This window comes from Pseudomonas panipatensis (assembly GCF_900099785.1).
Taxonomy (GTDB): Bacteria; Pseudomonadota; Gammaproteobacteria; order Pseudomonadales; family Pseudomonadaceae; genus Pseudomonas; species Pseudomonas panipatensis.
Genome location: NZ_FNDS01000002.1, coordinates 105,373 through 123,352, shown reverse-complemented (window position 1 = coordinate 123,352; position 17,980 = coordinate 105,373). Strand labels below are relative to the sequence as shown.

The window sequence follows — 17,980 nt, the reverse complement described above, 5'->3', positions numbered from 1 at the left end:
CCTCCTGCGACTGCCTAGGGGCGGCCACGAAAGATGGGGATTGGCGGATAACGCGTGGCGCTTCATCCGCCACCTGTTCACCGGCATCCACTGAACCGCGCCGCAGCCCGGGTACGGCGCGTCGGGCCTCAGCCGATCCGCATCACCTGCGGCAACTCGCCGAGCGGCACCCACACCTGCCCCTGCCAATCGAGCACGCTCAACTGCTGCTGCTCCCAGCGCAACAGCCGCCGCCGCGGTGCGTCGCTGGATACCGAGCCCGACGCATCGCGCAGGCTCGGCACCACCGAATGGCTGATCCACTGGCGGATGCAACGGTTCTCCGGGTGGTGGAAGTGAATCAAGGTGGCATACACCCCCGACTCGCTGAGCAACTCGACCTCTTCGGCCAGGCCGTTATCGTCGCGCAGCACCGCGCGGCATAGCTGGTCCGGGTCGAGATTGCGCGCGAGGCGCTCTTCCAGAAAGGCCTGCATCAACTTGCCGAGATCGCGCACGACGAACCAGGGCTGGCCTTCGATCAGCAAGGCGCGGAGACGGCGTTTGTGGCGGTAGAAGTGGGTGGGGTTAAGCAGGGTTTGTGTGGAAGTGGTGAAAGAGGAAATAGACATGGATGGTGCGTCCTTTTCGATACGCTCCATGCTGACGGGCATGTATTCCGCCGTGAGGGTGTGTTCAGCACCATGGGGCGAATCCAGATGCTTGGACGGAGAGGGTCAACTGGGGCTGCTTAAGGCCAGAAGCGGTCGATAAACCTCTGGAACTAGGCTGCTAGTTAGGGTGGTAGGCGAGCTTTCTAACGGTTAGCTTGGCTTCATTACCGCCTCCCCCCGAAGCGATCCGCACGCTTGATCTGTCGGCGTCACCCAGTCGTTACTGACGCTGAACCCGAGCCAAGAATTGCTGTGCGGCAGACATCCAGAATTTCATCTGCCAGTGGGGAATCATCAGGGCAAGCCCGGGACAGTACGAGCGCACCAAGCGCATGGGCAATAGTGTCAATCGCTCTGGCGCGTGCGTCTCGTAGCGCCTCCTCAGTGCCTGCTGATCCTTCAGCGAGTACCTCGGCAAGTATACTTTCGAGTCCCGCCGCGAACGTCGCCTTGACCGCCTCTGACTGACGTGCCGCGTCGCCGCACAGGGCCGCCAGTGTGCAGCCGCCGCTGCGGTCGTCGCGATGCTTACGTGACACGTAGTGCCCAATGAAATCGGCCATATCCACGCCGTCCATCAGTGACTTCGTCTTGGCCACCCCGCACGCGGCAGCTTCTGCCATCAGCTCCGCCTTGGAACGGAAGTGCCGGTAGAACCCGCCGTGGGTGAGGCCAGCAGCTGCCATCAGCTCCGCCACACCCACGCCGTCGTATCCGCGCTCACGAAATAGCGTGCAGGCCGTTTCGACTATGTGCGCTCGATTTGCCTCTACCTGCGCCTTTGTAACCTTCATGCCCGGCTCCTCTTTCTGCCGCCTTCTACCCGGCAAGAATACATTGATGTTTGTCATCATCAAAACCTTTGACTATTTTGATTATGGTCATCATCATAACTGTCGTCAGCGTCAGAAGGCGCTCCGCAATCGCTGTGGAAGCGATTGCGGATAACGCTTCTGGCGCCCTACAGACAAAGAGACTTGCCGGCGAACTTTGCTCATTCCATTTTCAGGTAGCCCTCACATGTCCCAATCGGCTTCGCTCAACACAAATCCTCTGGCGCAACAGCTCCGCCTGCCCAACGGCAGCATGTTGCGTAATCGCTTGGCCAAGGCGTCCATGAGCGAGGCGCTGGGCACCTACGACAACCGCCCGACCCTGGGGTTGGTCACGCTTTACCAGCGCTGGGCCTCATCCGGCATCGGACTGATCCTGACCGGCAACGTGATGATCGATCGACGGGCACTGGGTGAGCCGGGCAACGTGGTGATCGAAGACGAAGCGGATCTGCCTATCCTGCAAAAGTGGGCGCGCGCCGCCACCGATCAAGGTGCCGCCATCTGGGTGCAGCTCAACCATCCCGGCAAGCAGTCAACCAAGGGCCTGAATGAGCGCAATATCGCGCCATCGGCGGTGCCATTTCGCGAGGATATGGCGGCGTTTTTCGATACGCCCCAAGAAGCCACCAGTACAGAAATTCAGGACATCATCGAGCGCTTCGGCCGTAGTGCCGCCATCTGCAAGAAAGCGGGTTTCAGCGGTATCGAAATCCATGGCGCACATGGCTACCTGATCAACCAGTTCCTTTCACCGCACCACAACCAGCGCACTGATCAATGGGGCGGCTCTCCGGAGAACCGCCGCCGCTTCCTGCTGGCCGTCTATGCCGAGATTCGTCGCCAGGTGGGCGCCGACTTCCCTGTGGCGATCAAACTCAACTCCGCGGATTTCCAGCACGGCGGCTTTACCGAAGAAGAGTCGCTGGCAACGATTCAAGCGCTTGTCGATGCCGGCATCGATCTGATCGAGATATCGGGCGGTACTTATGAAGCCCCAGCCATGAGCGGCACACTCCAGGAGCAGAAGAAGGCATCCAGCGTGGCGCGCGAAGCCTACTTCCTCGAGTTCGCCGAAAAAGTGCGCGCCGCGGTGCAAGTACCCCTGATGCTGACCGGTGGTTTTCGCAGTGCTGCCGGTATGAATGCGGCGCTGGCTTCCGGCGCAGTGGATGTCATTGGCCTGGCGCGGCTGCTGGCGATCGACCCTGACGCGCCAGCCGCATTGCTGCAGGGCAGGGACAGCGCACAACGGGTGCGCGCCATCAAGACAGGCATCAAGCCGATCGACCTCATGGGGCTGATGGAGATTCTCTGGTACTCCCTGCAACTCAAACGAATCGCCAGGGGCGGCGAGCCTCGCGCCAACGAGAGTGGCCTGCTGGCGTTCGTGAAGTCGCTGGCCATGAGCGGTTGGGGCACCTATCGCACGCGCCGCCTCCGCGCGCGCAACTAAGGCGCGCACTCAGCGACAGCACTGATTCAACTGCGCTTTAAGCAGTTGCCAGAAGACTTCACTAATTCAGGTACAGCTATGACTTCCAACACTCCCGTCGCACTGGTCACCGGTGCCTCATCCGGCATTGGCGAAGCCACGGCCAATCGGCTGGCGAAGGCTGGCTATAAGGTTTATGGCACCAGCAGGCGCGGAGCCAAGGCCGCGCAAAGCGCTATCACGATGCTGGCTCTCGATGTCACCGATGATGCGTCCGTATCCGCGGCGGTCGGCGAATTGATTCGGCTTGAAGGGCGTGTCGATCTGTTGGTGAACAATGCCGGATTCGGCATTGCCCCTGCCGGTGCAGAAGAAAGCTCGATCGAACAGGCCCAAGCGCTCTTCGACACGAACTTCTTTGGCATTGTGCGCATGACCCGCGCTGTGGTTCCGCACATGCGCCGCCAAGGCAGCGGCCGAATTATCAACATCGGCTCGATTCTGGGCGTCGTGCCAATGCCTTACATCGCGCTGTATGCCGCCAGCAAACACGCAGTAGAAGGCTATTCGGAAGCCCTTGATCACGAACTGCGCACACGTGGCATTCGCGTTGTGGTTATCGAGCCGGCCTTTACCAAGACCTCATTCGAGGCGAACACCATCGATCCCGATGCCACGCTCGACGAGTACCGCACTGTCCGTGCGAGCCTCGCCAAGGTGTTCAGCCAATCGATGGCAAGTGCCGATGATCCAGACGTCGTTGCCCAGACCGTGCTGAAGGCAGCTAGCGCCGCGCGTCCCAAACTGCGTTACACCGCGGGTGTCGCCGCTGGCCGCCTGAGCCTGCTGCGCACCTTCGCCCCTGCAGGAATTCTCGATGCTGGCATCCGTAAAAGCCTGCAGCTCGATGACTAAACCGCTGCAAACAATGGATGACCACAAGCATACCCGGCGAGCGCATTCAGCTACGACCCGGATTAGGAGTGGATGGAAAAATTCACAGTCCTTTATAGGACACCCACAGGAGTTCTCAAATGAGCAGAACCGTTGAGTTTTTCTTTGATTTCGTCAGTCCCTACAGCTACCTGGCGTATAGCCAGCTAGACAGCCTGCAGGCGGATATCAGTCTGCGCCCCATGCATGTATTGAGCGTTATGAAGGCCGTTGGTAATACGCCAACCACCGTCACTTGTGCCGCTAAAGGGCGCTACGCCGGTGCCGACCTCGCGCGCTGGGCACGCCGCTATGGCGTCGAGGTCAAGCGCCCGGACATGCGCGCGATGAACAACGCCGCCTGCGCACGAGCCGTGCTTGCTGCGCCGTCCAGCGAGATTGCACGGCAGATCACCACCGCGCTTTTTAATGCCTGCTGGCGGGACGGGCAGACCCTGACCACTACCGCCGAAGTGCTCTGCGTGCTTGAGGCAGCAGGCATCGAAACTGCGAGCCTGGCTGGCCAGATCGATGCACCAGAAACCCTTGAGCGGCTGGAAAAAAACAACCAGGAAGCGGCCGATCGCGGCGTCTTTGGCGCACCGAGTTTTTTGCTCGGGGATAGCTTGTTCTTTGGTAACGATCGACTTGATTTTGTTCGCGAACATTTGGCAGGGGCATAAACATCATGACTACAGCTACTCAGCAACCACTGGCACTGATTACCGGCGTCGGCCCAGGTGTCGGCTCATCCCTGGTTCGTCGATTTGCCCAAGGCGGCTATCGCGTTGCGATGATCGCTCGCGACACTGCCCGGCTGGCCGAACTTGAGGCCGAAGTGCCCGGTGCATTTGCCATGCCCTGCGATGTCACCGACGTAACGACCCTTAAACAGGTGGTCGAGCAGGTTGGCGCCCCGCAAGTTGTGGTGCACAACGCAGTAGGCGGCTCCTTTGCCCCCTTCCTCGAGACCGATCCGGAAACTCTGCGCCGTAACTTCGAAATCAATACCATGGCACTGCTGAACCTGGCGCAAATGGTGGCCCCGGCGATGATCGAGGCAGGTGAAGGCGCCATCGTCGTCACCGGCAATACCTCGGCGCTGCGTGGCTCACCCAACTTTGCCGGGTTCGCGCCAACCAAGGCTGCGCAACGCATTCTCGCGGAGTCGCTGGCTAGGGATCTGGGACCCAAAGGGGTCCACGTGGCTTACCTGGTCATCGATGCAGTAATCGATGTGCCATGGGCACGCGAGATGTACAGCAAAGCACCGGATGATTTCTTCATACAACCCAAGAGCATCGCCGCTGAAGTTTTCCACTTGGCACATCAGCCCAAAGATGCCTGGACCTTTATATCCGAAGTGCGCCCCTACCGCGAAAAGTGGTAAGGACCGTAGGAAAGGCATAAATCGCCCGGCGCTCGTACACACCTCAGAATGGTTGCCTTGGGTCTGTTGCCGTCGGTCGTGATGGACCGATAGTTAGTGGCAGCCGGGCGGCGTCGTTTGTCAGTCATGAGTGGCTATTTGCAAGCGGTCGCTTCGGGTCGAAAGCAGCCAAACACTGGAATACCGAGAACGAATAACGCCCTTGGCGTCATTCGCCCTGGTATGCCGTCGCCCCGCCAGCCCTTTGGCCGCCCACCAGTATCTGCTGCTCCCGCTCGCACAGTTGCAGCAGGAAATCCCACACCAACCTCAGCCGCACCGAGCGGTGCAGTTCGCGCCGGGTGCACATCCAGTATTCCCGCTCGATGAATTCTTCCGGCAGCACCGGTACCAGCCGTGGGTCGTGCAGGCCCATGAACTGGGGGAGGATGGCCAGGCCGATGCCGGCCTGGGCGGCCTGTTGCTGGGCGACCACGCTGGTGCTGCGGAAGACCACCTGGGGGTGGCGGCAGAAGCTGTGGTGGAACATCAGTTCCTGGCTGAACAGCAGGTCGTCGACGTAGCCGATCCATGGGTGTTTGCACAGGTCTTCGCGGTCGCGCAGTGGTGGGGCATTTTCCAGATAGGCCGGGCTGGCGAACAGGCTCAGGCGGTAGCGGGTCAGGCGGCGGCTGATCACCAGGTCGGCGTTGGGCCGTTCCAGGGTGATGGCGATGTCCGCCTCGCGGTTGGTGATGCTGACGAAGCGCGGCACCGACACCAGTTCCACTTCCAGGCCGGGGTATTGGCGCATCAGCTCGCCCAGGCGCGGGGCGAGGAACATGCTGCCCAGGCCTTCGGTCACGCCTAGGCGTACCTGGCCCAGCGGGCTGATGCTCTGGCTCATTTCTTCCTGGGCGAGGAGGGCGGTGTTCTCCATCGCCTCGGCGTGCTTGAGCAGCGCCTGGCCGGCCGGGGTCAACTGGTAGCCGCCGGTGTGCTGGGCGAACAACTGGGTGCCGAGGTCGCGTTCGATGTTTTCGATGTGCCGCGCCACCGTGGCGTGGGTGGTGTTCAGGCGTTTCGCCGTGGTCAGCAGGCGGCCGCTGCGATGCAGCTCGAGGAAAAAGCGCAGGTCGTTCCAATCGAACATGGCGGCCTCATTGTTAGAAAACGAACAGCGGTTGCCCTGAAACGTTTGTTTTTTTATCGCGAATGAGCGACTAGCCTCAAGCTCACCGTCACCACCCGGCCACGAACCCGCGAGCCAGAGCTGCCCTGGCGAGACCACGGGGGACGCCACGGGTCGATAACAAGAACAATGAGGTCACCCATGCTCCAGGCACTGGACGCTTACGACTACCTGATCGTCGGGGCCGGCCCCGCTGGCTGCCTGCTGGCCAACCGCCTGTCCGCCGAGCCGAGCAACCGCGTGCTGCTGCTCGAAGCCGGCGGCCCGGACAATTACCCCTGGATTCATATCCCTGTCGGCTACCTCTATTGCATCGGCAACCCGCGCACCGATTGGTGCTTTGACACCGAGTCGGTGCCGGGGCTGAACGGCCGCGCCATCAAGTACCCGCGTGGCCGCGTGCTCGGCGGCTGTTCGTCGATCAACGGCATGATCTACATGCGCGGCCAGGCCCGCGACTACGATGGTTGGGCCGCTGCCGGCAACCCCGGCTGGGGGTGGAAGGAGGTGCTGCCGCTGTTCCTCGGCATGGAGGACCACTTCGCGGGCGACAGCGCCATCCACCACGGCGGCGGCGAATGGCGGGTGGAACGCCAGCGCCTGTCCTGGGAAATCCTCGATGCCTTCCGCGCGGCGGCGGCGCAGAGCGGCATCGCCCCGCTGGAGGATTTCAACGGCGGCGACAACGAAGGCTGCGGCTACTTCCAGGTCAACCAGCGCAGCGGCGTGCGCTGGAATGCCTCCAAGGCCTTCCTCCGGCCCATCGCCAAGCGGCCGAACCTGACCGTGCTGACCGGCGCCGAGGCGCAGCGGCTGATCCTCGAAGATGGCCGCGCGCGGGGCCTGCTGGTGCACTGGCAGGGCGCCGTGCGGGAGCTGCGTGCGCGCCGCGAGGTCATCCTCTGTGCGGGCGCGATTGGTTCGCCGGCGATTCTGCAGCGCTCCGGCATCGGCCCGCGCGGGCTGCTCGAACGCCTCGGCATCGGCGTGCGCCATGCCTTGCCGGGCGTCGGTGAGAACCTGCAGGACCACCTGCAACTGCGCCTGATCTACCGCATCAGCGGCGCGCCCTCGCTGAACCGCATCGCCGCCACGCCCTGGGGCAAGCTGGGCATGGGTCTGGAGTACCTGTTCAAGCGCAGCGGGCCGCTGTCGATGGCGCCGAGCCAGTTGGGCGCCTTCGCCAAGTCCGATCCCGGCCAGCCGTCGGCCAACCTCGAATACCACGTGCAGCCGCTGTCCCTGGAGCGTTTCGGCGAGCCGCTGCACAGCTTCCCGGCGTTCACCGCCTCGGTCTGCGACCTGCGCCCGTTGAGCCGCGGCAGCGTGCATATCCGTTCCGCCGAGCCGCGCGACAAACCGCTGATCCAGCCGAATTACCTGAGTCATCCACAGGACCTGAAGGTCGCCGCCGACGCCATCCGCCTGACCCGGCGCATCGTCGCGGCACCGGCCCTGGCGCGCTACCGGCCGGAGGAATACAAGCCCGGCGCGGACTTGCAGAGCGAGGAAGACCTGCGGCGCGCGGCGGCGGATATCGGCACCACCATCTTCCACCCGGCCGGTACCTGTCGCATGGGCCAGGGCGAGGGCGCGGTGGTCGATAGCCAGTTGCGCGTGCATGGCATCCCCGGCCTGCGCATCGCCGATGCCTCGATCATGCCGACGCTGACCTCCGGCAACAGTTGCTCGCCAGTGCTGGTGATCGCCGAGAAGGCCGCGCGGGCGATTCTCGCCGAGCCGGCGCGGCAGGCCGAGGTCATCGCCGGCGGCGCATCGGAGGAAAGCGTCTTGCTGTGAACCACGCCCCCCCACTCGGACGTACGACGAACCGGCAACGCACGGCGCTGGCCGTGGCGGTCGAGGCCGAAACAACAAGAAAAGCCCCCGCAGGGGCAGGAGAGCCGCAATGACCGAAATCGCACAGACCCAGGCCTATGAACGGCGGGCATCCAGTGCCCGCGAAGAGCGCAAGGTGATCTTCGCTTCGTCGCTGGGCACCGTCTTCGAGTGGTACGACTTCTTCCTCTACGGTTCGCTGGCGGCGGTCATCAGCAAGCAGTTCTTCGCCGGGGTCAACGACACCACGGCCTTCATCTTCGCCCTGCTGGCCTTCGCCGCCGGCTTCCTGGTGCGACCGTTCGGCGCCCTGGTGTTCGGCCGCCTGGGCGACATGATCGGGCGCAAGTACACCTTCCTCGCCACCATCCTGCTGATGGGCCTGTCCACCTTCGGTGTCGGCCTGTTGCCGTCCTACGCCAGCATCGGCGTGGCCGCGCCGATCATCCTCATCGCCCTGCGCCTGCTCCAGGGCCTGGCCCTCGGCGGCGAGTACGGTGGCGCGGCGATCTACGTCGCCGAACACGCCCCAGCGAACAAGCGCGGCGCCTATACCAGTTGGATTCAATGCACCGCCACCGGCGGCCTGCTGCTCTCGCTGCTGGTGATCCTCGCCTGCCGCCAGTTCACCGGCAGCGACTTCGAGAGCTGGGGCTGGCGCCTGCCGTTCCTGCTGTCCATCGTGCTGCTCGGCATCTCCACCTGGATTCGCCTGTCCATGCAGGAATCGCCGGCGTTCCTCAAGATGAAGGCCGAGGGCAAGCTCAGCCGCTCGCCGCTGAAGGAGTCCTTCACCCGCTGGAGCAACCTGAAGATCGTGCTGATCGCGCTGTTCAGCATCAACGCCGGGCAGGCGGTGACATTCTACGCCGCGCAGTTCTACGTGATGTTCTTCCTCACCCAGGTGCTCAAGGTCGATCCGGCGCTGGCCAATACCCTGCTGGTGATCTCCCTGGTGATAGGCGCGCCGCTGTTCGTCGTCGCCGGCTGGCTCTCCGACAAGGTCGGCCGCAAGCCGGTGCTGCTCACCGGCCTGCTGCTCGCCACCGTGCTCTATTTCCCGCTGTTCAAGGCCCTGACCCACTACGCCAACCCGCAGATCGACCAGGCCTCGCGGCAGGCGCCGGTCACGGTGCAGGCCGACCCGGCCACTTGCACCTTCCAGTTCGATCCGGTCGGCAAGGCCAAATTCGACAGCCCCTGCGACAAGGTCAAGACGCTGCTGGTGAAGGGTGGCGTGCCCTACAGTTCGGTGGCCGCGCCGGCCGGCAGCGAGGTGCTGGTGACGGTCGGCGAGCAGCGCATCCAGGGCTTCGACGCCGCCGCCCTCGGCGCCGCGGTGAAGGCCGCCGGCTACCCGACCCAGGCCGACTCCGCGTTGGTCAACCGGCCCATGGTGGTGGCCATCATCGTCGCCCTGATCCTCATCGCCACCTGCTGCTACGGCCCGCTGGCAGCGCTGATGGTCGAGCTGTTCCCGACGCGCATCCGCTACACCTCGCTGTCGCTGCCTTACCACATCGGCAACGGCTGGTTCGGCGGCCTGCTGCCGACGATCTCCTTCGCCCTGGTGGTGTACACCGGCAACATCTTCTACGGGCTCTGGTATCCGGTGCTGATCACTGGCTTCAGCCTGGTCTGCGCGCTGCTGTTCCTGCGCGAGACGCGGCACAACGACATCCACGCCGACTGACGACGAGCGCCGCGCTCAATTGCCCTTGGGCGCGGCGCCTTCCAGGGCGGGTGGTGTTTCAAGGGGAGATGGCTGGAGTGGCATCGGTGCTGGCCGTATCGCCATCGAAAACTTTTGCAAAAAGTTTCCGCGCCAGCCCTTAAGACATCGCCGTTCAGGCCGTAAACAAGCGGGTTCCCTGTTTGGCTGAGGTCGTTCCATGAGCTGGCTTGTCGGTTGCTTGCTGTCGTTCCTTGCGCTTTCGGCCAGTGCCGCCGAGCTGCGCATGCTCACCGACAGCCATGCGCCGCTGCAATTCCAGCAGGGCAACGAGTTGGTGGGGTTCGGCGTGGACGTGGTGCATGAGCTGGCCGCGCGCACCGGCGATAGCGTGCAGGTGCAGCAGATGCCCTTGCTGCGCGCCTTGCGCAATGCCGCCAGCGAGCCGGATACCGGGGCCTTCACCGTCCTTCGCAACGCCGAGCGCGAGCCTCGCTACCAGTGGGTTGGCCCCCTGCTCGAGGTGGATATCGCGCTGTATTCGGCGAAACCCCTGCAACCAGCGATCACCAGCCTGGAACAGGCCCGCCGGGTCGGGCGCATAGTCCTGCCGCGCAAATGGTCGTCCTACGACTACCTGCGCCAACAGGGCCTGAACAACCTCTACGGCGTGGACACGCCGGAGCAGATGATGCACCTGCTGCAGATCGGCCGCGCCGATCTGGTGGCGGTCGATACCATCAGTGTCGCCACCCTGGCCCGGGAAGTCGGCCTGTCGCCTGGCGAGTTGCATTTCCAGATGCCGTTGATCGCCGGCCATGGCTACATCGCCTTCTCGCCGCAGACCGACCCGGCGCTGGTCGCACGCTGGCAGCGGGCGCTGGACGAGATGCAGCGCAATGGCCGCCTGCGACAGCTCCGCCAGCGCTGGCAACTGGACCGTCCGACGCGCTGACGGCCGCCCCTCGGCCGAGGGCGCGGGACCGCTCCGGTGCACACCTTGGCAAGCCTTCTGTCTGCCAAATCAATTACGGCATAAAATTATGCTTAAATTGTTTTTGCAGTTCGATTCTTTCACTGGAGGCTACCGCCATGAAAATCAGAACCTCGGTTTTGCTGCTCCTTCTCACCCTCTGCGTCCCGCCCCTCGCCAGCTTCGCCGCCGATACCCGTGGCAGTGCCGACAGCGCGCAGTCCCAGGCACTGACGACCCGCCTGGCCTTGCGCGACCTGTGGCTGGAGCACATTTTCTGGATTCGCAATTACGCGCAGGCGAACCAGGCCGGCGATAGCCGCCAGGCCGCGGTGGCCAGCGAACAGGTGGTGAGCAATGCCACGACCATCGCCAACAGCCTGGCCCCGCTCTATGGCCAGCCGGCGGCCGACCAGTTGCTCAAGTTGCTGGCCGGGCACTGGGGCGCGGTGAAGCATTACAGCGACGCCAGCGTGGCGAAGAGCGCCGCCGGCCGCAAAGCCGCGGTCGCGGAACTGACCAGCAACGCCGCCGCGCTTGCCAAGTTCCTCGCGGCAGCCAACCCTTACCTTCCCGAGAATGACCTGCTCGCGATGCTCGGCACCCATGGCGCCCAGCACATCGCCCAGATCGATCAACTGGCGGCGCACGACTACGCCGCCGAGGCCAAGACCTGGCAGGCCATGCGCGCGCACATCCTGATGCTCGCCGACACCCTGGGCGCCGCGCTGGTCAAGCAATTCCCGGACAAGTTCTGACGCCGTCACGAGGTAGACGCATGCTTCAAGGATTGGGCCGCACCCAGCAGGACCTGCTCACCGCGCTGCTCTACCGGGCGAGCGGGATGAGCATCGACGAACTGGCCGAGCAGTTGGCCGTGACCCGTACCGCCGTGCGCCAGCACCTGGCCGCCCTGGAGCGCGATGCCCTGGTGCTGCGCGGCACCACCCGGCCCACCGGCCGCCGCCCCGAGCAGTTGTATCTGCTCAGCCCGCGCGGCCGGGAGCTGTTCCCCCGGCAGTACCAACTGCTCGCCGACCTGCTGATCGGCGAAATCGCCCAGCTCGTCGGTCACGACGCCCTGGTCGCGCTGATGCGCAACCTCGGCACGCGCATGGCCGCCGGGCTGGAGCAGGCCACCGTGAGCGAGGCGCGCATCGTCGAGCACATGAACGAGACGGGCTACGCAGCGCAGGTGTTCGCGCGCAGCGCGGGCGAGCCGGAAATAGTCGCGCACAACTGCGTCTTCCATCACCTGGCCAGCGCCCACCCGGAAGTCTGCGAACTCGACCTCGCGCTGATCGGCACGCTGGGCGGCGGCAGCGTCGAACACCTGGAGTGCATGGTGCGCGGCGGCCAGGTCTGCCGCTTCCACCTGCGGCGGCCGTCCTGAACCGGCGCTACCTGCCAATGGCCGTCCTTGAGGCGCGGGCTGCCGCACGATCGTCTGCGGGCCAACCGTGAAGTCAGCGTAGAATCCGTGGCTTTGCATGGGAGCCCTTTATGTCCATCACGATCAGAACGGTAAGCGCCGGTGAAACGGCCCAGGCGGCGGCCGCCTTGTGCGAGTTGTGGCCGAAATACTCTCAGGCTGAAGTCGTCACCCAGGTCGATGAGTTGCTGCGCCCCAATGGCTACCACCTGATCGGCCTGTGGGCCGACGACTCGCCCATCGCCGTCTGTGCGCTGGGCTATCGGATTCAATACTCGCTCTGGCTGGGCAAGTCGCTGTACGTGGTGGACATCGCGACCCTCCCGGAATGGCGCGGCAAAGGCTTTGCCGCGGAGTTGATGGCGTGGGTCGAGGCCGAGGCCAAGCGCCTGGGCTGCTCGGCCGTGCACCTTGACTCCGGGGTGGGCGTGGACCGGGCCGCGGCGCATCGGCTGTACATGCAGCGCCGCTATCAGATCGCCTGCCACCACTTCCTCAAGCGCCTGAACTGACGCCCGAACCGGCAAAGCGAGCAGGGCGGGTCGCTTGGACCGAGGCCCGCAGGCCAGCCTGAGGATCGGGCGGCGCGCGTGCCGGGTTCTCGTGGGGCGACTGCCTTCGCTCGCGCCCGTGCTTCGCTGCCATCGGACGGCAGGTGTTCGTACAGGGCCTTGCACTGCCCGCCACGGAGCCCTGGGAGAACGCTGGCCAGCGCTCAACGCCTACCCGCCTTCAGCCCGCGCCGAGGGATGATCCCTCGGCGTAAGGCTCCCGCGCGGAGGCTCGCGCTGTCGTCACTGACGCTGACGGCTGGCCATTTCGCTGAGTGCGCTGGACACCCCATGCAGGTTTTTACTGGCCTCTTCGGTGCGCCGCACACTGTCTTGATTATTCGCCGCGATCACCACCAGCTCACTGAGGTTGCGCGACACATCTTCGGCGACTAGCGTCTGCTCTTCGGCGGCCGTCGCGATCTGCTGGCTCATGTCGTGGATGGTCTGCACGGCGGTGGTAACGCCGTTCAGAATCTTGCCGGCCGACTGGACCTGATCAATGCCGTTCTCGCTACTGCGCTGGCTGCTCTCAATCGCCTGAACCGCACTCGATGCGCCTTTTTGCACGGCGGCGATGATGGTGTTGATTTCTGCCGTGGACTGCGCGGTACGTTGCGCCAGGTTGCGCACCTCATCGGCCACCACGGCGAAGCCGCGACCCTGCTCACCGGCCCGCGCCGCTTCGATGGCGGCATTGAGCGCGAGCAGGTTGGTCTGCTCGGCAATGCTGTGGATGACCGCAAGCACTTCGCCGATTCGCCCGCTGTCGGACTCCAGGCGATGGATGACTTTGGCGGCGCTGGTGATTTCGTCACGGATATCATTGATGCTCTTGACCATGCCGAGCATGGCCTTCTCACCTTGTTGGGTGGCTCGTTCGGCATCATCGGCGGCGCGTGCCGCCTGCGCGGTGTGGCTGGCGACTTCCTGGGCCGCGGCGGACATTTCTTCCATGGCCGCGGCGACCTGATCGGTGCGTAGGCTCTGGTCCTGAATGCCTTTGCCCATGTGGCTGGAAATACTGTTCAGCTCATCGCTGGCGGCATCCATCTGGTCCGTGCTTTTTTTCAGGTTGGCGAAGGTGTCTAGGAGAAAGTCACACAGCGCATTGGCGGCTCTCGCCAGGCGGCCCAGTTCGTCGCGCCGATCATTGCCAGCCGCCAGCAGGAAGTTTCCCTGAGCGAGTTGAATGATGTGCTCCGTCATCTTTCCGATCGGCTGGATCAGACGCTGATTGATGAACCCCGTGACAATGAAAAATATCAGCACGCTGATGGCGAGAAGCACGAGGCTCCCGACCAGCCGGGTGCGATTGCTCTTTTCGTCGATCTTCGCCAGCTCGTCCTGGTTGCTCTGGTACACGCCTTCAACCAAGCCATTCATTTTCTCGCTGACGGCAAGCGTGTCGGCGGCAGCGAATGCCGCGGGATCTCTGCGATAGCGTTCCCCCAGCGCCTGATGCAGTTGGAGCAACTGCGCGATCGATGTCGTTAGCGGCTGGCCAAGGTTCAGCTCGGCCAGTTTGCCCAGGGCGTCTTTGACGTTGCGCTCTTCGCTTTCAAACGCAGCCAAGCTGCGCTTCGATGCCTCGGCGTCTTGCCGTTCCTCCGCGAGCCGCAATCCCTGGAACTGCAGTTTGAGCGCCAGATTGGCCTGATTGACGAGCCTTGAGGCGTGGACGGTATTTCCAAGCAGTTCGTTGTAGGCGTGCTGGTAGTTGGAGAGGCGGTCAAAAAGCGTCAGCGCCGAGAGTGAAACCAGCAGCAAGCTGGCACCCAGCAGGAATAACAGTTGCGTACGCAAGGAGTTCTTGAAAAACATCATGCGGATCCTTTTTTATTCGACTGAACTTATGAAATCCCTGGGTGTTACCGCTGAAAACACAAGGTTCATGACCGCCTTCAACAACCTCGCGCGACCTGTTCGATCAACCTTGCTGGCAAAGGGTTTTCGTTCGGAACTGTGCCACTGGCGGCGCCGCTGCCGTGAACGGACGGCACCGCCGGGCGACGCTTACTTGAGGGTCTTGAGGTAAGCGATCAGATGCTGGCGATCCTCGGCGCTGGCGAGACCGGGGAACATCATCATGGTCCCTGGCACCATGGCCGCCGGATTGGTCAGCCATTTGTCCAGGCTGGCCTCATCCCACTGTGGCTTGGCGCTCTTGAAGGGTGCGGAATAGGCGAAGGCGGGAGCCTGGCCGCCAGCCCGGCCATAGACGCCATGAAGGCTCGGGCCCATCTGGTTCTTGCCGGCTTCGGTGCTGTGGCAGTAGCCGCAATTGGCGGCGAAAAGGTTCTTGCCCTGGTCGGCATCGCCCTGGGCCAGGACCAGGGGGGAGGCCAGCAACAGGCTGGCGGCGAGCAATTGCTTGCGAATCATGGATATTCCTGCGGATAAAAAGAGGCCCCGCCAGAACGCGTCTGGCGGGGCACCGGTTTTCTAGAACTTGTTGGCGAGGTCGATGCCCGACTTGCCCGGAGACAGGATGTTGTTCGGGTCCAGGGCACGCTTGATGGCGTGCTCCACCTTGCGCTTGACCGGGCCATAGATCTGCGCCACGCGCTCCTGGAAGGCGGTATTCACGCGGTACACCGCGTAGCCTTCCTTCTCGAACTCATCCAGCAGTTCGGCGAAGCAGTCGTGGGCGCGCTTGGTTTCCTCCGGATCGGTGCGATCGTAGAGCACGTCGATCACGTGGTGCATGTCGCGCCAGCCGACGATGAACTCGCCGGTGTAGTCCAGGCCGTGCTTGTTGAGGATCTTCTTGGCCAGCACTTTCTGCTTGTCGCATTCGCTGCCACGCGCCTGGCTGACCGGGGCGAACCACATCGAGCCACCGCCGCCGCGCCAGTTGTACAGGCCGAATTCCTGCAGGTTCGGCACACCGCTCATCAGCTCGGCGCGGTACTTGAAGGGCTGGGTATCGCCGGCCTGCTCCTGGGTGACGATCCGGCCCTTGCCGGACTTCTTCACGGTCTCGGTGACGATCTTCCAGTTCACTTCGACCTGCTCCGCGGTGCCGTACAACGCCGCGTAGACGTTCCACTGGCCCAGGCCCTTGTCCTTGATGATCTTCTCGATCACCGCGTCAGGCGTGGCGCCTTTCTCGCTGATGTAATCGGAGCGGCGCACGCTGATGCCGCCGGCTTCCCACAGGGCGTTGGCGATCACCACGGCGTTGGGGATGATCTGGGCGATGCGCAGGGGGCGAATCATCTCGACGATGTCGGCGATGTCGGCCTCGTTGTCATAGACGATGCTGAACGGCTTGAAGACCGGCGGCTTGGGCATCAGCCAGAAGCCCATCTTGGTGCAGATGCCGTAGTTGGCCTGGGTGAACATCCCGTCCAGGGTCGGGCCGTAACCCCACTTGAATACTTGCCAGGCCTTGTCGCCCTTAACCCCGCCCATGCCGGTGCGGTAGATGTCGCCGTCGGCCAGCACCACTTCCATGCCGCATTGCATGAGGAAGTGCTCGCCATAGGGGGTGTAGCCCACGCCGCGGTCCATGGTGTTGCCCACCGGGCCGGCGATCGCCGAGGGCGCGGAGAAGGACAGCATCAGCGGGAGGTTGTTTTCCTGCAGGTAGTCGTAGAGCTGGCCATAGGTCACGCCGGGCTCGACCAGCGCGGTGCACAGGTCCGGGTCGACGTGGATGATCTTGTTCATCTTCTTCAGGTCGAGGATGACCTGGCCACGCTGTGCCGGCGCCGCCGAGCCATAACCGAAGTTGCGGCCGGTGGAGATGGTCCAGATCGGGATCTTGTGCTCGTTGCAGATTTTCACCACGCCCTGCACCTGCTCGACGGAGGTGGCGGTGACGGCGGCGGACGGCGCGTGTTCGGCGTTATCCACGGGCATCATGATCTTGTTGTAGGGGATCAGTTGCTCGTCCTTGACCAGGACGTTCTCTTCGCCCAGCAGCTTGCGGAACTTGGCCAGCGCTTGCTCGAAGTTGGCGGCGTCCACGCCGCGCGGGAGCAGTGTCTTGTTGGTTTGCTCGGTCATTTGATTAGCTCCTTCAAGCCTCGATCGAGAACGAAACGAAATTGCCAGTCAGCGGCGCCGAGCGGCTAGCGATAAGCGGTGCTTGTCCCGGGTTGGCATCGCCCAGCGAGGCCAGGTTGTATCCCAGGGTGGCGGCCCACTGCTCTGAGGCGGCGGCGCTGCGTGCGGCGGCGCCCAGCTGCAGGGGTTTCTGCGGGCCGAGCAGGCGCTGTTCGCTGAGGCTGAACCCGCTGCCACAGGCATTCAGGTGCAGGCCGAGCTGCAGGGCGCAGCCATTGGCGGCGTCCGCGCTGAGGAGGCGGTGCTGCGAGCGGTTGAGGCTGGCGCTGTGCTGGCCGAGCCATTGCACGCGGGCGCCGCTGCTGCGCGCCACGTCAACGATCAGGGCGGCGCTGGCGTCGTCCACCAGGCCGATGATGCGTTGTGGCTGACCGCTGCGCAGGCGCTGCTGCAGGCTCAGGACGAAGTCCAGGCTGAGGTCGCTGCGCTGCACCTTGAACTGCTGGGCGGCCGGGTTGGCGTTGACGCCCTGGAGGAAGGCGGACTTGGCCACCTCGGCACTGACCAGGACCAGCGTGGGGCGCGTTGCGGCGCGGCCCGTCGCGGCGTTGGCCAGGGCCAGGCCGGAGCCGCCCAGGGCCATGCTCGCCACGCCCGCCAGGCTGCCCAGGGCCATCCCTTTGAGCAGGGAACGACGTTCGACGTTCATGCTGAGCTCCTCAGGGTTTGGCCGCAGGTGCCGGCGCTTTGGAAATGTAGTCGGCGACCTGCTGCAGGGACTTGTCGTCAATGAAGGAGGCTGGCCACGCCGGCATGGCGCGCAGGCCGTTGCGCGCCACCGCGGTGATGTAGGGCGCCGGCAGTTGGCGTCCCTTGAGCACCGGCCCGATGTTGTGTTCATGGCAGCGGCCGCAGACCTTTTCGTAAACGTTCTCGCCGCCTTTCCAGACGCCGTCGCCGTCAGCGAAGGCAGTACCAGCTAGCACCACGAGCGGCAGGGCAAGGCAAGCAGCGAAGGTCCGTTTCACAGCCGAGTTGTCGAGCAATGAGGACATTTCGTACTCCATATTGTTATTGGGATGGT

18 protein-coding genes and 1 pseudogene are annotated in these 17,980 nt (G+C 63.8%); 10 read left to right on the top strand and 9 right to left on the bottom strand.

Annotated features, from left to right (window positions below):
* Nucleotides 1-128: 128 nt before the first annotated feature.
* Entirely contained in the window at nucleotides 129-611 is a 483-nt protein-coding gene (locus tag BLQ74_RS04705; protein ID WP_090261387.1) for a BRO-N domain-containing protein, read from the bottom strand.
* 251 nt (nucleotides 612-862) lie between these two features.
* The gene (locus BLQ74_RS04700; protein ID WP_212633126.1) at nucleotides 863-1,447 is read right to left on the bottom strand and encodes a TetR/AcrR family transcriptional regulator; all 585 of its coding nucleotides are present in this window, start codon (nucleotides 1,445-1,447) and stop codon (nucleotides 863-865) included.
* Nucleotides 1,448-1,673: 226 nt separating this feature from the next.
* On the opposite strand from BLQ74_RS04700, the gene BLQ74_RS04695 reads away from it, so the two are divergent.
* From BLQ74_RS04695 to BLQ74_RS04680, 4 genes are all read left to right on the top strand, one after another.
* The gene (locus BLQ74_RS04695; RefSeq protein ID WP_090261385.1) at nucleotides 1,674-2,942 is read left to right on the top strand and encodes an NADH:flavin oxidoreductase/NADH oxidase family protein; all 1,269 of its coding nucleotides are present in this window, start codon (nucleotides 1,674-1,676) and stop codon (nucleotides 2,940-2,942) included.
* A 78-nt stretch (nucleotides 2,943-3,020) separates the two neighbouring features.
* A complete protein-coding gene (locus tag BLQ74_RS04690) occupies nucleotides 3,021-3,836 on the top strand; it encodes an oxidoreductase (protein WP_090261384.1) in 816 nt (271 codons plus the stop codon).
* A 119-nt stretch (nucleotides 3,837-3,955) separates the two neighbouring features.
* Nucleotides 3,956-4,537 carry a 2-hydroxychromene-2-carboxylate isomerase gene (locus tag BLQ74_RS04685; RefSeq protein WP_090261383.1) on the top strand — a complete coding sequence of 194 codons (582 nt, stop codon included), beginning with the start codon at nucleotides 3,956-3,958 and terminating at the stop codon, nucleotides 4,535-4,537.
* A gap of 5 nt (nucleotides 4,538-4,542) precedes the next feature.
* A complete protein-coding gene (locus BLQ74_RS04680; protein ID WP_090261382.1) occupies nucleotides 4,543-5,244 on the top strand; it encodes an SDR family NAD(P)-dependent oxidoreductase in 702 nt (233 codons plus the stop codon).
* A 208-nt stretch (nucleotides 5,245-5,452) separates the two neighbouring features.
* Here BLQ74_RS04680 and BLQ74_RS04675 read toward each other — a convergent pair whose 3' ends face one another.
* Entirely contained in the window at nucleotides 5,453-6,376 is a 924-nt protein-coding gene (locus BLQ74_RS04675) for a LysR family transcriptional regulator (RefSeq protein ID WP_090261381.1), read from the bottom strand.
* A 180-nt stretch (nucleotides 6,377-6,556) separates the two neighbouring features.
* Here BLQ74_RS04675 and BLQ74_RS04670 point away from each other — a divergent pair, with 180 nt between their 5' ends.
* The 6 genes from BLQ74_RS04670 to BLQ74_RS04645 all read left to right on the top strand — a co-directional run bounded on the left by BLQ74_RS04670 (nucleotide 6,557) and on the right by BLQ74_RS04645 (nucleotide 12,843).
* On the top strand, nucleotides 6,557-8,215 hold the full coding sequence (locus BLQ74_RS04670) for a GMC family oxidoreductase (RefSeq protein WP_090261380.1): 1,659 nt from the start codon (nucleotides 6,557-6,559) through the stop codon (nucleotides 8,213-8,215).
* 109 nt (nucleotides 8,216-8,324) lie between these two features.
* A complete protein-coding gene (locus tag BLQ74_RS04665) occupies nucleotides 8,325-9,947 on the top strand; it encodes an MFS transporter (protein ID WP_090261379.1) in 1,623 nt (540 codons plus the stop codon).
* Between the two features lie 199 nt (nucleotides 9,948-10,146).
* Nucleotides 10,147-10,881, top strand: coding sequence for a substrate-binding periplasmic protein (locus BLQ74_RS04660; RefSeq protein WP_090261378.1), 735 nt, complete (start codon nucleotides 10,147-10,149; stop codon nucleotides 10,879-10,881).
* Nucleotides 10,882-11,018: 137 nt separating this feature from the next.
* Entirely contained in the window at nucleotides 11,019-11,657 is a 639-nt protein-coding gene (locus tag BLQ74_RS04655; RefSeq protein ID WP_090261377.1) for a hypothetical protein, read from the top strand.
* 20 nt (nucleotides 11,658-11,677) lie between these two features.
* A complete protein-coding gene (locus BLQ74_RS04650) occupies nucleotides 11,678-12,292 on the top strand; it encodes a helix-turn-helix transcriptional regulator (protein ID WP_090261376.1) in 615 nt (204 codons plus the stop codon).
* 110 nt (nucleotides 12,293-12,402) lie between these two features.
* Nucleotides 12,403-12,843 (top strand): GNAT family N-acetyltransferase, encoded by a 441-nt coding sequence (locus BLQ74_RS04645; RefSeq protein ID WP_090261375.1) that lies wholly within the window; start codon nucleotides 12,403-12,405, stop codon nucleotides 12,841-12,843.
* Nucleotides 12,844-13,125: 282 nt separating this feature from the next.
* Here the strand turns inward: BLQ74_RS04645 and BLQ74_RS28060 are convergent, their stop codons facing one another.
* From BLQ74_RS28060 to BLQ74_RS04620, 6 genes and pseudogenes are all read right to left on the bottom strand, one after another.
* Nucleotides 13,126-13,893, bottom strand: a complete 768-nt coding sequence (locus tag BLQ74_RS28060; RefSeq protein ID WP_374443267.1) for a methyl-accepting chemotaxis protein — start codon at nucleotides 13,891-13,893, stop codon at nucleotides 13,126-13,128.
* Between the two features lie 117 nt (nucleotides 13,894-14,010).
* Nucleotides 14,011-14,268, bottom strand: a pseudogene (locus tag BLQ74_RS28055) (hypothetical protein); the annotation flags it as partial.
* Between the two features lie 630 nt (nucleotides 14,269-14,898).
* Nucleotides 14,899-15,267, bottom strand: a complete 369-nt coding sequence (locus BLQ74_RS04635) for a c-type cytochrome (RefSeq protein ID WP_090261374.1) — start codon at nucleotides 15,265-15,267, stop codon at nucleotides 14,899-14,901.
* 60 nt (nucleotides 15,268-15,327) lie between these two features.
* Entirely contained in the window at nucleotides 15,328-16,896 is a 1,569-nt protein-coding gene (locus BLQ74_RS04630; protein ID WP_090261373.1) for an FAD-binding oxidoreductase, read from the bottom strand.
* 13 nt (nucleotides 16,897-16,909) lie between these two features.
* A complete protein-coding gene (locus BLQ74_RS04625; RefSeq protein ID WP_090261372.1) occupies nucleotides 16,910-17,605 on the bottom strand; it encodes a hypothetical protein in 696 nt (231 codons plus the stop codon).
* Nucleotides 17,606-17,615: 10 nt separating this feature from the next.
* Nucleotides 17,616-17,951, bottom strand: coding sequence for a c-type cytochrome (locus BLQ74_RS04620; protein ID WP_090261371.1), 336 nt, complete (start codon nucleotides 17,949-17,951; stop codon nucleotides 17,616-17,618).
* Between the last annotated feature and the right edge of the window lie 29 nt (nucleotides 17,952-17,980).